Below are 13,095 nucleotides of genomic sequence, written 5' to 3'. Positions count from 1 at the left end.
TACTTATTCTCCACGCAGGATGGGTGTGCCATCCGTGTCCGTATTGCCGTCCTTTTCGCGCATGAAAAGGCTGCGCGCAAGGATGATGACAACGCCGATGGTGATAGCGGCGTCGGCGATGTTGAAGATCATGAAGGGCCTGAAAGTGCCGATATGCAGGTCGGCATAGTCGATCACATAGCCCAGCGAATAACGGTCATAGATATTCCCGATTGCCCCGCCCAGGATAAGGCCGAGACCGAGAATATCGCCAAGCAGCCGCTCGCGCATCATCCACACGAGCACCACCAGCGCAATCAACGCGGTCATCGCCACAAGCAGCCAGCGCATTTCCATGTTCGTCGCTTGCAGCATGCCGAGCGAGATGCCGCGATTTTCGGTGTAGGTGAGGTCGAAGAAAGGGATCAGTTCGATATGGCGCACGCCGCGAAGGTTGAGCGGACCGATTACGTACCACTTGATGATCTGGTCGATGGCAGCAACAAATGCTGCGAGCGCAAGCCCGATCAGCCGGTTGCGAGTGAACAGGCCGCTCATTGCGCTGCGTCCATTTCGCTGACCGCGCTATCGCAGCGCCCGCACAGCGCGCCATCTTCAGGCACGTCAGGAAGCAAGCGCCAACAGCGGCCGCATTTCGCATCGGTGGACTTGGTGACTGTCACCTCGTCGCTTTGGCCACGCGTCACTGTCCCGGTGATGAACAATTCGGCAAGCTGTTCGTCGGTCACGCCCGCTGGTACCGCGCTTGCAGGTACGGTGACGTTGGCCTCATTGCTCGACCGGATGGTCTTGTCCCGGCGCAGCGGTTCGATGGCTTCGGTCACCCGCTCGCGAAGGGCGCGCAGCGCATCCCACTTCGCCCGGTCTGCCGGGACTGCGGGCACGCTGGGCCATTCGAGCAGGTGGACGCTGCCGACTTGTCCATCCTCGTCGGGAACATCGTCCTCGGGATAGCGGGTCTTCCACACTTCTTCGGCGGTGAAGACCAGCACCGGTGCTGCGTAGCGAACGAGCGCGTGGAACAGCAGGTCCAGCACCGTGCGATAAGCGTTGCGCGTGGTCGATCCCGGCCCATCGCAATAAAGCACGTCCTTGCGGATATCGAAGAAGAACGCAGAGAGATCCTCATTACAGAAATCGACCAGCAGCCGTGTGTAGGTATTGAAGTCGTATTCTTCCGCCGCTTTTCTGAGCTTCGCGTCGAGTTCGCTGAGGAGCGACAGGACGTAGAGCTCGAGCTCGGGAATTTCGCCGGTGTCGGACATATCGCCGACAAACCCGTCAAGCGCGCCGAGCAGGTAGCGGAAGGTGTTGCGCAGGCGGCGATACTGATCGGAGACGCCCTTGATGATCTCGTCGCCGATGCGGTGATCTTCGGTGAAGTCGACCGAGAGTGCCCACATGCGGATGATGTCGGCGCCGGTCGTCTCCATCATCTTGACCGGGTCGGTGGTGTTGCCGAGCGATTTTGACTGCTTGTGACCCTTGGCATCCATCGTGAAGCCGTGGGTCAGCACCTGATCGTAAGGCGCACGCCCGCGTGTTGCGCACGATTGGAGCAGCGAGGACTGGAACCAGCCGCGATGCTGGTCGGAGCCTTCGAGATAGAGGTTGGCGGGCCAAGTAAGGTCCGGCCAGCGCCCGCTTTCGAGGACGAAAGCATGCGTGCAGCCCGAATCGAACCAAACGTCGAGAATGTCGGTGACCATCTCGTAGTCGTCAGGATTGTGCGCATCGCCAAGGAATTTGGCTTTGCGCGCCTCTTCCCATGCATCAACGCCTTCCTCGCGGATCGCAGCGACGACGCGGGCGTTTACATCCGGGTCTTGAAGATAGGTGCCGTCTGGCTTTACGAAGAGCGTGATCGGCACGCCCCATGCGCGCTGGCGGCTGAGCACCCAGTCGGGACGCCCTTCGACCATCGCACCGATACGGCGCTCGCCCTTGGGAGGCACGAATTCGACGCGCTCGATCTCGGCCATGGCGCGGCTGCGCAAGGTACCGCCGCCGTCGAGCTGGTCGTCCATCGGCACGAACCACTGCGGCGTGCAGCGATAGATAACCTTGGCTTTCGAGCGCCATGAGTGCGGGTAGGAGTGGTGATAATCGGCAGAGGCGCTGAGCAAAGCGCCCGCTTCGCGCAAGTCCGAGCAGATCGGCCCGTCAGGCGCGTTGAAGGGCTTGTTGATGACGCTGCGACGGCGGTCATCATCGCCGCCAAGCCAGAGCCAGTCGTCGCGATAACGGCCATCGTCCATCACCGCAAAGACGGGATTGATGCCGTTCGCCTTGCACAGGTCGAAATCGTCCTCGCCGTGGTCGGGAGACATGTGAACGATGCCGGTGCCGCTATCTGTCGTGACGAAATCGCCGGGGAGCATCGGACGCGGGGTCTCGTAGAACCCGCCGAGATGATGCATCGGATGGCGGACCTTGGTTCCGGCGAGGTCGGAGCCCTTGCCTTGCCACACGGTCTTGATGCTATCGATCTGGAAAGCGGACCGAGCTCTAAAGTCGTCGAGCAGGTTTGCCGCAACTAGGATTACGCCCTTCCATAGGGTTTCCAGATCATCAGGCTTTTCAGGCGCATACTTGTCCTTGAGCATGTATTGGCGGCCAGCAATAGCCACATACTCAACATCGGCCCCATAGGCCAAAGCCTGGTTGACCGGGATCGTCCACGGCGTCGTCGTCCAGATCACCGCGTGCGCGCCGACCAATTCCTCGATCGGGCTCTCGATGATCTCAAACGCCACATCGATCTGCGGGCTATCCGTCAGGTCCTCGTATTCAACCTCCGCCTCGGCCAGAGCGGTCTCCTCGACCGGGGACCACATAACCGGCTTCGAGCCGCGATAGAGGTTGCCCGCTTCGGCAAACTTCATCAGCTCGGCAACAATCGTGCCTTCGGCCTCAAAATCCATCGTGAGGTAGGGATTGTCCCAGTCGCCCATGATGCCGAGGCGCTTGAGCTGCTCGCGCTGAACATCGACCCATTTCTGCGCGTAAGCACGGCATTCAGCGCGGAATTCCTTGGGGTCGACCGCATTCTTGTCGAGCTTCTTCTTGCGGTACTGTTCCTCGACCTTCCATTCGATCGGCAGGCCGTGGCAATCCCAGCCCGGCACATAGGGCGCGTCTTTGCCCATCAGGTTCTGCGTGCGGCAGACCATATCCTTGAGGATGTGGTTCAGCGCGTGGCCGATATGCATGTCGCCATTGGCGTAGGGCGGGCCATCGTGGAGGATGAACTTCTCGCGCCCGCGACGTGCTTCGCGCAGTTTCTCGTAAAGCCCAATCTCGCGCCAGCGTGCCTCAATGCCCGGTTCCTTCTGGGGAAGGCCGGCTTTCATCGGGAAGTCCGTTTTCGGCAGGAAAACGGTGTCCTTGTAGTCGCGTTTGGTTTCTTCAGTCATCGGGAAGGGCGCTTAGAAGCCTTCGCGCTTCCTCGCAATCCTTCTCCATCTGCACGGTCAATTCCTCAAGGCTGTCAAACTTCGCCTCGCCGCGCAGGAAGTGGTGAAAGGCGACTTCGATTTCCTGACCATACAAGTCGCCCGAAAAGTCGAAGAAATAGGGTTCGAGCAGTTCCTTGGGCGGTTCGAATTGCGGGCGAACGCCGATATTGGCCGCGCCTTTCAGCTCTTCGCCGGTGGCGAGGATCTTTCCGGTGACCGCATAGACGCCGTATTTCGGGCGCAGATAAGTGTCGATCGCGAGATTTGCGGTCGGATAGCCCAGTTTGCGGCCATTCTTGTCGCCATGTTCGACGATCCCGCGGATCGCGAACGGGCGGGTGAGCAATTCTGCTGCGAGTTCCGGCTTGCCCTCGCGCAGGGCTTCGCGAACGCGGCTGGAAGAGACTACGTCGCCATGGCCCTCAACCGCATCGACTATGCGTGATTTGAGTCCATGTTTGCCGCCGAATTCGCGCAATAGGTCTACATCGCCTTTGGCACCCTTGCCGAAGGTGAAATCGCCGCCCGTCACCACGCCGTAAGCACCGAACCGCTCGATCAGGATGTCGCTGATGAAGTCCTCGGCAGGTGTTCCGGCCAGGTCGCCGTCAAAGTGAAACACCAGCATCGCCGTCGCTCCGGCGGCAAGGTACAATTCCTGTCGCTGTTCGAGTGTGGTCAGGCGAAAGGGCGGGACGTCGGGTCGGAAAAACCGAACCGGATGCGGGTCGAATGTGGCAATGATCGAGGGGCGACCCTCTTCATGCGCCCAGCGTATCGCTTCGCCCGCCACGGCCTGATGGCCCTGGTGAAACCCGTCAAAATTGCCCAATGCGATAACCGCGCCGCGCAACGCCTGCGTGACCTGTTCACGGTGATCGAGCCAGCGCATCAGCCCTCGCCCTCGGCGCTCTCGTCATCGCGGCGTACATAAGTGACGAAGGAGTAGGCAGGTGTATCGCCCTGCGCGCCGTGATCCTCGCGCGATACGACGTCCCATTCCGCGCCAAGCGGTTTCATGAAGACATCGCCTTTGAACTCGGCATGGATCTCGGTGACTTCGATGCGATCCGCCATCGGACGAAAGAGATCGTAGATGGCAGAGCCGCCGACCACGGCGATTTCGCCGGTGTCGTTGCCCTTTTTCGCTGCATCCAGGGCCTCATCCACATCGCAGACATGCTCGGCGCCCTGGCTATCCCAGCTGTCGCGGCGGGTTAGCACGATATGGCGGCGACCGGGGAGAAGGCCTGGAAGGCTCTCGAAGGTCTTGCGGCCCATGATCATTGGCTTGCCGATCGTAAGCGCCTTGAAGCGCTTGAGATCCGCGGGGATATACCACGGCAGCCGACCTTCAAAGCCGATCGCGCCGTTGGACGCACGCGCGTAGATCAGGACAATTTCATGGCTTTCCATTGCTTTCACGGTGCCTTGTGGCTGACCCGCGTGACATGGCCCATCTTGCGCCCCTCGCGCGCCTCGCGCTTGCCATAAAGATGAAGGTGCGGCTCGCCATCTTCGGCCAGAATGCGATGGGCAGATTGCGCCTCTTCGCCAACGATGTTGCGCATGTCGATGCTGGCAAAGCGCGTTTCGGTCGCGCCCAGCGGCAGGCCGCAAATGGCGCGGATGTGGTTTTCGAACTGGCTCGTCGCTGCGCCTTCGATGGTCCAGTGACCCGAATTGTGCACGCGCGGCGCCATTTCGTTGAAAACGGGACCCTGCCGGGTCGCAAAGAATTCGAGCGTGAGCACCCCGACATATTGCAGCGCATCGGCGGTCCGGCGCGCGATGTCGCGGGCGATCTCAACCTGTGCCTCGACCGACGGACCGGCTGGCAAGGTGGATCGCACCAGCATGCCGCCTTCGTGCGTGTTTGCGGTTGAATCCCAGATATGTACTTCGCCGTCATGTCCGCGCACGAGAATGACCGAAAACTCGGCGTCGAAATCGACCATGCCTTCATACACGCATGGACGACCCGGAAAGCGGACGCCTTCGGCCTCGTGAACGGATGCGATGCGCCACTGCCCCTTGCCATCATAGCCTTCGCGCGCTGTCTTGAGGATGCCGGGCGTTCCGATCCGTTCCAGCGCGCTGCGAAAATCGTCGTCGCTTTCGACCCGCATATAGGGCGCACATTGCGCGCCCAATTCTTCGACGAAGCGCTTCTCGGCCAAGCGATCCTGCGCGACTTCAAGCGACCGGGCGCCGGGAGAGAGGCGGTCTGCGGGCATTGCATTGACGGCGGTGAGCGGGACATTCTCGAATTCCCATGTCACCACATCGCACTGCGAGGCAAACGCTGCGAGAGCCGCCGTGTCGCCCCAGCCATTCTCGAAAAAGTCTGCGCACAGATCGGCAGAAACATTGTCCCCGGCTGGCGCATATCCGATGCAGCGATAGCCGAGCTGGCTCGCCGCCATCGCCAGCATTCGGCCAAGCTGGCCTCCGCCAAGAATACCGATGGTCGATCCGGGCTGGGCGGGGCTCATTCCGGGGCCTCGGCAACGGCGTTGCTGCGCGCGGCGCGCCAATCCTGAAGCCGCTCCGACAGATCCTCGTCGCTGATGGCGAGGATTGCGGCCGCCATCAGGGCCGCATTGGTTGCACCTGCCTCGCCGATGGCAAGGGTGCCTACCGGGACCCCGGCGGGCATCTGGACGATGGAAAGGAGGCTATCCATGCCTGACAGCGCCTTGGACTGGACCGGAACACCGAGCACGGGGAGGTGGGTCATGGCCGCGATCATGCCGGGCAGATGCGCCGCGCCGCCCGCGCCCGCGATGATGACGTCGAAACCTTCACCCTCGGCACCCTTGGCAAAGGCGCTCATGCGGTCGGGCGTACGATGTGCGGAGACGATCCGCGCTTCATACTCGACCTCAAGCTCGTCCAGTATCTCGCTCGCGTGAGCCATGGTGGGCCAGTCGGACTGGCTCCCCATTACGATCGCTACCTTGCCTGACACTTCTTTGGCCACGTAAACAAAGCCCCTCAGCTGTCTTTCAGGTAATACCGTTCGCCCGGCGTCATGGTATCATCGAATTCGTAGACAATCGGTTGACCGGTTGGGATCTCCAGACCGGTAATGTCCTCATCGGAGATGTTCGAGAGATGCTTCACCAGCGCGCGCAGCGAATTGCCGTGCGCCGAGATGATGACGGTCTCTCCGCTGGCGAGCACCGGCAGGATGTCGCTTTCCCAATAGGGGAGCACGCGCTCAATCGTGAGCTTGAGGCTCTCGGTATAGGGCACGTCGATCCCTTCGTAGCGCGGATCTGCTCCGGGATCGTACTGACTGCCGGGTTCCATCGGCGGGGGCGGTGTGTCGAAGCTGCGGCGCCAGATATGCACTTGCTCATCGCCGTGCTTGTCGCGGGTTTCCTGTTTGTTGAGTCCCGTGAGACCGCCGTAATGGCGTTCATTGAGACGCCAGTCCTTCGCGACAGGGAGCCACAGGCGGCCCATGTCTTCCAATGCGAGGTTGAGCGTCTTGATCGCGCGGGTCTGGACACTGGTGAAACAGGTCGTGGGCAAGACACCCTTTTCCTTCATCAGCGCGCCCGCATCCTTCGCTTCGGCAACGCCCTTTTCGGTGAGATCGACATCCCACCACCCCGTGAAGCGGTTTTCGAGGTTCCACTGGCTCTGACCGTGGCGGACCAAAATCAACTTAGGCATGTCGGCTCCCGCGCGGCAGGCTATCCGCGCCCGCCTCAAGAGACAGCGCGTTAGCCCTCAGGATCGCCCTTGGAAACCCCGTTCTCGCCTGATTCGGCTTTGAGTTCGCGGCTTTGAGCCTTTCTGCGACGAAGGTTTTCACGCAGTTTTGCGGCCATGCGCTCTTCTCGCGACATTTTCTTGCCGGTTTCGTCATTCATGCGACATGCCTTGCCCCGGACGCATTCTCTCATCAAGCCCGCGCTTGACATTCGCCGCGCACCCGACAATAGGGCGCGCCTCGATTGGCTGCTGTAGCTCAGTGGTAGAGCGCACCCTTGGTAAGGGTGAGGCCGAGAGTTCAATTCTCTCCAGCAGCACCATCCTTTTTCTCTCACGGCAACTCGCTTCGCTCATGCCTGCGAAGGGCGGCCTGACCGACCGGCGCGCGGTCGCGCTTGCGAACTGTGCGAGTTCGAGTGGTCCACTCTTCATCGAACATGTTGACTGCTTCAACGAAAGCATGACGCTTTGGGTCTTGCGTGTCTGCGCCGGGTTCATCATCTATGCTGCATGAGCGAAACAGGTGGGGATGACGCCGGAGACAACGGCAAGCAGGCGGGCAGCGCAAGGCAATTGTTCGGCCATAAGGGCGGCGCAAAGCCTTGGGACGCGCCAAGGGCGGCCCCGCCAACACCGCCTTCGCCAAACAAGGCAACGTCTTCCGCGCCCTATCCCCGCGATGCGACATACACTCCGCGACCGTCGGTCGAGGAGCAGCCTCCCGCTCAATCCGAAGCAAAAGCCGAACTCGAATCGCAACTCGGTCCGCTTGATGATGAGGGCGAGCTCACAAAGCTGCACCCCAACTACAAGTTATTGATGCGAGTGGGAGCGATCATCGTTTCGCTCGTGATCGTCGCGGGCGCTGCCGCGCTTGAGCTTGTGCTCAGCCAGGAACTCGACTTTCCGACCGGTATCATCCTGGGGCCTGTGGTCCTGGTTGCGCTGTTCATCGCGATCCGGATTCCGCTCGCTCGCTACAATGCGCGCGGCTACCAGATCAGCCGAGATCGGCTGCGCGTTGTGCGCGGGATACTCTTTCGCGGCGATACGGTCGTGCCGTTCGGGAGGGTTCAGCATATCGATGTCGATCAGGGGCCGATTGAGCGTGCGCTCGATATCGCGACCCTGACGCTTCACACAGCGGGAAGCCACAACGCCTCGGTTCAGCTGCCCGGCCTGGGGCACGCACTCGCTGTCGAAATGCGCGAAACCATCCGCGCTCACATCAAGCGCGAGACGCTGTAAAAGCAGATGGTCGAGCAGGCCCCCGCAGAAACGCCCATGAACCAGCCGCGCAACACGGATTTCAAGACCGTGATGGTCGGCGCACTGGCGAGTGTGCAGAATTCCACCCTGCCGGTCGCTGCGATCATGTTCAGCACCGGTGGGTTCGGTCTGCTGGTCGCGGTGCCCGCAGCGCTTGCGATCATCGCGATTGGCACGGCGTTCAGCTATCTCGCCTGGAAGCGGCTCACCTACACGATCGGGCAACAGGACATACGGGTGGAAAGCGGCGTCTTGAGCCGCGCTGCCCGCTCGGTCCCCTATGAGCGCATTCAGGACGTCAGCCTTGAGCAGAAGCTGATCCCGCGCCTGTTTGGCCTCGTCGCGGTCAAGTTCGAGACCGGCGCGGGCGGCGGCGAAGATCTGAGCCTGTCCTATCTCACCGAAGAGCGCGGTGAGGAATTGCGGCAGCTGGTTCGCGAACGGCGGGACGAACAAAGCGCCGAGCCGGGCGCCGCGTCCGATCAGGGCGCCCTTGCCAAACCCGCAGAAGAGCAGGCCGAACCGCTCTTCACGATGGGGCCGCGAAGGCTGTTCACTTTCGGCCTGTTCGAGTTTTCGCTGGCCGTCTTCGCAGTGCTGGGCGGGCTGTTGCAATATGCCGATACATTGCTCGACTTTAAATTCTGGGATCCCGATATCTGGCGCGACTGGATCGACCAGACGGGCATCAACCTCAGTGCGCTTGATGCAACGATGCAAGTGCTTGGAGCGATTGCCGGGATCGTCGTTCTGCTGATCATCGGTTCGCTCACGGGCATGATCCGTGTCTTCGCGCGCGAGTGGGGATTTCTGCTTGAGCGCACCGCGCGCGGCTTTCGCCGTAGGCGCGGGCTTTTCACCAAGACCGACGTGGTGATGCCGATCCACCGTGTGCAGGGAGTATCGCTGTCGACCGGTTTCGTGCGCTACCGCTTTGGTTGGCATGGCCTCAGCTTCGTCAGCCTCGCTCAGGATATGGGCGCGTCGAGCCACGTCGTCGCCCCGTTTGCAAAGATGGATGAGATCGCGCCAATCGTCGAAGCTGCTGGTTTCAGGCTGCCGGGCGAGGACGCCGACTGGCGACGCGCGAGCGCGAAGTACCTCGTCGACAATACAATCGTTGAATCGATCTGGTTCGTGTTCGGGGCAGCTGTCGCTGGCGTTGCGACGGCAATCTATTCGCCCGAATGGGTCGCGGTCGCGGTCGGGATCCCACTTGTGCTGGCCGGTCTGACGGTAATTGCGAATGCTCTGGCATGGCGGTTCAAGCGTCACGCGCTTGGCGACACGCAGATCATGTCAACGCGCGGCGTGCTTGCGCCCAAGAGCCAGATTGCGACCCGTCTCAAGCTCCACTCGGTCGAAATTTCGCAAGGACCGATCGCGCGTTTGCGCGGCTATGCGACTATCCATCTGGGCCAGGCGGGCGGCACCTTCTCGATCCCCGGCGTGCCTCTCAAACGCGCACGCGAGCTACGTGGCAAGATCATGGAAACGATCGCCGCCACCGATTTTTCTCAGCTGGAGAGCCAGACGGCTTAGGCTTTGAGGTCAGCCCAGTCCGGGTTTTCTTCAAACTTTTTCGCCACGTAAGAGCATTGCGGCACGATCTTGAAGCCCTTCGCCCTCGCGTCCGAGACCAGCCTCTCGACCAGCAATCCCGCAATTCCGCGCCCGCCAATGGCTTGCGGCACGATAGTATGCGTGGCGACGCGCACACCGGCAGCGACCTGTTCCTGCGGAAGGCCGGCTTGCGGTTCCCATTCAAGGTGACCCTGCGCCTTTTCGCCTTCGACGACAGCGACATATTTGCCGCCCTGTCCCTGTGCGTGGTGGGTTATCGAAACTTTCTCGGCGATGTCGGTCATGTGAGCTTCTCCTTCTTGCCTTAAACGCGTGGCCGGTTAGAGGCGTTCCAAGATGACACAGATGAAGCCCTTCCTTTCGGACAATGCAGCCCCCGTCCATCCCAAAGTGTGGGAAGCGATGCGCGCAGCCGACAGCGCTGACAGCCCTTACGATGGCGACGCGCTGAGCGCTGAACTTGACGAGCGCTTCACCGACCTGTTCGGACGCGAATGTGCAGGGCTCTGGGTGGCTACTGGGACGGCTGCAAATTGTCTGGCGCTCGCCACGATGTGCCAGCCGCATGGCGGTGTGGTGTGCCACGAAGAGGCGCATATCGAGGTCGACGAAGGCGGGGCTCCGGGTTTCTACCTCCACGGTGCAAAGCTGATGCTGTGCGCCGACGGCCATGGTAGCGAGGGGGCCAAGCTGACGCCTGAAGGCATTGCTGCGCTGATCGACCCGATCCGCGACGACGTGCATCAGGTCCAGCCGCACGCCATCGCGATCACGCAGGCAAGTGAGTATGGGCGTAGCTATTCGCCCGACCAGATCGAGGCGCTGAGTGCGTTCGCCAGGTCGCGCGGGCTTGGCCTGCATATGGACGGGGCACGATTTGCGAACGCCGCTGCATTTCTTGGCGGATCGGCAAAGGATGCAGCAGGCCCGGTCGACAGCCTCGCTTTTGGCTTCATCAAAAACGGCGGAATGAGTGCAGAAGCCGTGGTGCTGTTCGATCCCGAGCAGGCTAACCTCGTCAAGTATCGCCGCAAGCGTGGAGGGCACCTTCAGTGCAAGGGGCGCTATCTTGCCGCGCAGATCCTCGCCATGCTCGAAGGCGATCTGTGGCTCGCCAACGCCCGCCATGCCAACGCGGCGGCGCAGGATATTGCGAGCGGCTGCCGTGATCGTCTGATGCACCCGGTAGAGGCGAACGAGTTGTTTGTGCGACTTTCGCAGGCCGAACGCGAGGCGCTGCGCGCGCAGCACTTTGCATTTTACGACTGGGGCGAAGACGCTGCGCGTTTCGTGACGGCATGGGACACGCGCGCAGACGATGCGAGCGCGCTTGGCAAGGCCATCGCCAACCTGTGAACGCGCAAAGCCAAACAATGCTCGATTGGCGGGTGATCGTGCCCTTTGTGCTGACCGGCACGATCTGGGGTTCGACCTGGCTTGTCATCACCGGCCAGATCGATGGCGTTCCAGCGGCATGGTCGGTGTTCTATCGCTTTCTTCTGGCGACGCCCGCCTTGTTTCTGGTCGCTTTCCTGATGAAGCGCCGCCTGAAGCTGACGGGGCCTGAGCACCGGCTTGCCGTGCTGGTCGGCATCTTCCAGTTCAGCGGCAATTTCCTGTTCGTCTATCATGCGGAACTATACGTCACATCGGGTATCGTCGCCTTGATGTTTGGCCTGATGATGGTCCCCAATGCGCTTCTGGCACGGGCTTTTCTTGGCGAGAGAGTGCAGGGCGGATTCATGCTAGGCAGCGCGATTGCGATTGTCGGTGTGTCGTTCCTGCTGGTTCACGAATGGACGTCCAATCCCAATGCCGGGGTGATCGGAGGCAATGTCGGGCTTGGCATCATCCTCGCGCTTCTGGGCATCCTTGCAGCATCGGTTGCCAATGTGATTCAGGCAAACCCGACCGGGCGTGCGGTGCCGATGGTGAGCCTGCTTGCGTGGGCGATGCTCTACGGGACGGTGTTCGATCTTGGCTTCGCTCTCCTGACCGCCGGGCCACCTCCGCTGCCGACGAACCCGAATTACTGGGCGGGCATCGTCTATCTTGCGCTGATCGGATCGGTCATCACTTTCCCGCTGCACTACAATCTCGTGCGAGAAATCGGGGCGGGGCGCACGGCGTATAACGCGATCCTGACAATCTCGGTTGCGATGCTGCTATCGACCCTGTTCGAGGGCTATCGCTGGACCGGGCTGACGATCACGGGGATGGTGCTCGCGGTCATCGGAATGGTTCTGGCGCTGCGATCAAAGCAGCGCCGATAATCCTTCGACATAGGTCGGATATCTCGGCTCCCAGCCGAGCACGCGCTTCGCCTTGCCATTCGCCACCCGCCGGTTCTCGGAATAAAAGCCCAGCGCCATTTCGGAAAGGTTGGCTTCTTCAAGCGTCTGCATCGGCGGGGGCTCCACACGCAGCAGCTTGCAGGCATATTCTGTCACTGCGTTCCCGCTCGCCGGCAAGTCATCGCCAAGGTTGTACGCACCCGGCGGTGCATCCTGCATCAGTGCCGCGACCACACCGCTGGTAATATCGTCGACATGGACCCGGCTGAAGACTTGGCCCGGCACGTCGATCCGCCGCGCCTTACCTTCGCGCACCCGGTCGAGCGCGCTGCGCCCCGGACCGTATATGCCCGGCAGGCGAAAAACGCGCGCGCCCATTTCCATCCACGCAGCGTCCGCGTCAGAGCGTGCATTGCGACGACCTGCGCCGGTTGGCGAGGCCTCGTCCACCCAGGCTCCTTGCTGGTCGCCGTAAACTCCGGTCGAGGAGAGGTAATAGAGATCGCGCCCTTCCAGCGCGTGACGATAAGCCTCCAGCACCGGATCGGTCCCTGCCTTGCGGTCGGGCGGGACGGATGACAGGACGTGGCTGGACTGCGCGAGCGCATTTGTCACCGCGTCGCTATCGCCGAAATCGATATCGCCGTCGCTGCCCGTCGCGCTGACGCTCCAGCCTTGCTCCTTGAGCTCCGATTTGATCCGTTTTGCGGTGTAGCCGAGGCCGAATATGAACAAATGCGCCATGCCAAACGTTCTAATCGCTG

Annotated in this window: 14 protein-coding genes and 1 tRNA gene; 5 read left to right on the top strand and 10 right to left on the bottom strand. The window is 61.4% G+C overall.

Features of this window, described 5'->3' with window-relative positions:
• Positions 1-3: 3 nt before the first annotated feature.
• Genes lspA through CD351_RS15825 form a run of 8 tightly spaced genes read right to left on the bottom strand, consistent with a single transcriptional unit; the run spans position 4 to position 7,342 of the window.
• Positions 4-537 (bottom strand): signal peptidase II, encoded by a 534-nt coding sequence (lspA, locus tag CD351_RS01595; RefSeq protein WP_111990998.1) that lies wholly within the window; start codon positions 535-537, stop codon positions 4-6.
• Entirely contained in the window at positions 534-3,416 is a 2,883-nt protein-coding gene (ileS, locus tag CD351_RS01590) for an isoleucine--tRNA ligase (RefSeq protein WP_111990997.1), read from the bottom strand. The genes lspA and ileS overlap by 4 nt, the downstream gene beginning before the upstream one ends.
• Positions 3,409-4,350, bottom strand: a complete 942-nt coding sequence (locus CD351_RS01585; RefSeq protein ID WP_111990996.1) for a bifunctional riboflavin kinase/FAD synthetase — start codon at positions 4,348-4,350, stop codon at positions 3,409-3,411. The genes ileS and CD351_RS01585 overlap by 8 nt, the downstream gene beginning before the upstream one ends.
• Entirely contained in the window at positions 4,350-4,874 is a 525-nt protein-coding gene (locus CD351_RS01580; RefSeq protein WP_111990995.1) for a dihydrofolate reductase, read from the bottom strand. Before CD351_RS01580 ends, CD351_RS01585 begins: the two co-directional genes overlap by 1 nt.
• Positions 4,875-4,879: 5 nt before the next feature.
• Positions 4,880-5,953, bottom strand: coding sequence for a 5-(carboxyamino)imidazole ribonucleotide synthase (locus CD351_RS01575; RefSeq protein WP_111990994.1), 1,074 nt, complete (start codon positions 5,951-5,953; stop codon positions 4,880-4,882).
• Positions 5,950-6,429, bottom strand: coding sequence for a 5-(carboxyamino)imidazole ribonucleotide mutase (gene purE / locus CD351_RS01570; RefSeq protein WP_369880818.1), 480 nt, complete (start codon positions 6,427-6,429; stop codon positions 5,950-5,952). The genes CD351_RS01575 and purE overlap by 4 nt, the downstream gene beginning before the upstream one ends.
• A gap of 26 nt (positions 6,430-6,455) precedes the next feature.
• Positions 6,456-7,142 (bottom strand): 2,3-diphosphoglycerate-dependent phosphoglycerate mutase, encoded by a 687-nt coding sequence (gene gpmA, locus CD351_RS01565; protein ID WP_111990993.1) that lies wholly within the window; start codon positions 7,140-7,142, stop codon positions 6,456-6,458.
• 50 nt (positions 7,143-7,192) lie between these two features.
• Positions 7,193-7,342 (bottom strand): hypothetical protein, encoded by a 150-nt coding sequence (locus CD351_RS15825; RefSeq protein WP_174214225.1) that lies wholly within the window; start codon positions 7,340-7,342, stop codon positions 7,193-7,195.
• 87 nt (positions 7,343-7,429) lie between these two features.
• On the opposite strand from CD351_RS15825, the gene CD351_RS01560 reads away from it, so the two are divergent.
• The 3 genes from CD351_RS01560 (at position 7,430) to CD351_RS01550 (ending at position 9,995) form a co-directional block, all read left to right on the top strand.
• Positions 7,430-7,504, top strand: a tRNA-Thr gene (locus tag CD351_RS01560).
• A 190-nt stretch (positions 7,505-7,694) separates the two neighbouring features.
• The gene (locus CD351_RS15920; RefSeq protein WP_234027184.1) at positions 7,695-8,432 is read left to right on the top strand and encodes a PH domain-containing protein; all 738 of its coding nucleotides are present in this window, start codon (positions 7,695-7,697) and stop codon (positions 8,430-8,432) included.
• Between the two features lie 36 nt (positions 8,433-8,468).
• On the top strand, positions 8,469-9,995 hold the full coding sequence (locus CD351_RS01550; protein ID WP_234027183.1) for a PH domain-containing protein: 1,527 nt from the start codon (positions 8,469-8,471) through the stop codon (positions 9,993-9,995).
• Here the strand turns inward: CD351_RS01550 and CD351_RS01545 are convergent.
• Complete coding sequence (locus tag CD351_RS01545) at positions 9,992-10,321, bottom strand: GNAT family N-acetyltransferase (RefSeq protein WP_111990991.1); 330 nt, start codon at positions 10,319-10,321, stop codon at positions 9,992-9,994. The two genes, CD351_RS01550 and CD351_RS01545, sit on opposite strands and share 4 nt — an antisense overlap.
• A 52-nt stretch (positions 10,322-10,373) precedes the next feature.
• On the opposite strand from CD351_RS01545, the gene CD351_RS01540 reads away from it, so the two are divergent.
• Both CD351_RS01540 and CD351_RS01535 read left to right on the top strand, forming a co-directional pair.
• Positions 10,374-11,393 carry a low specificity L-threonine aldolase gene (locus tag CD351_RS01540; protein WP_111990990.1) on the top strand — a complete coding sequence of 340 codons (1,020 nt, stop codon included), beginning with the start codon at positions 10,374-10,376 and terminating at the stop codon, positions 11,391-11,393.
• Positions 11,394-11,410: 17 nt separating this feature from the next.
• Complete coding sequence (locus CD351_RS01535; protein ID WP_174214223.1) at positions 11,411-12,310, top strand: DMT family transporter; 900 nt, start codon at positions 11,411-11,413, stop codon at positions 12,308-12,310.
• Here CD351_RS01535 and CD351_RS01530 read toward each other — a convergent pair.
• A complete protein-coding gene (locus CD351_RS01530) occupies positions 12,293-13,075 on the bottom strand; it encodes an NAD-dependent epimerase/dehydratase family protein (protein WP_111990988.1) in 783 nt (260 codons plus the stop codon). The two genes, CD351_RS01535 and CD351_RS01530, sit on opposite strands and share 18 nt — an antisense overlap.
• Positions 13,076-13,095 lie beyond the last annotated feature (20 nt).

This window comes from Erythrobacter sp. KY5 (assembly GCF_003264115.1).
Classification (GTDB): Bacteria; Pseudomonadota; Alphaproteobacteria; order Sphingomonadales; family Sphingomonadaceae; genus Erythrobacter.
Note: the sequence above shows the minus strand (reverse complement) of the source record. Positions and strands in the feature narration are given on the sequence as shown.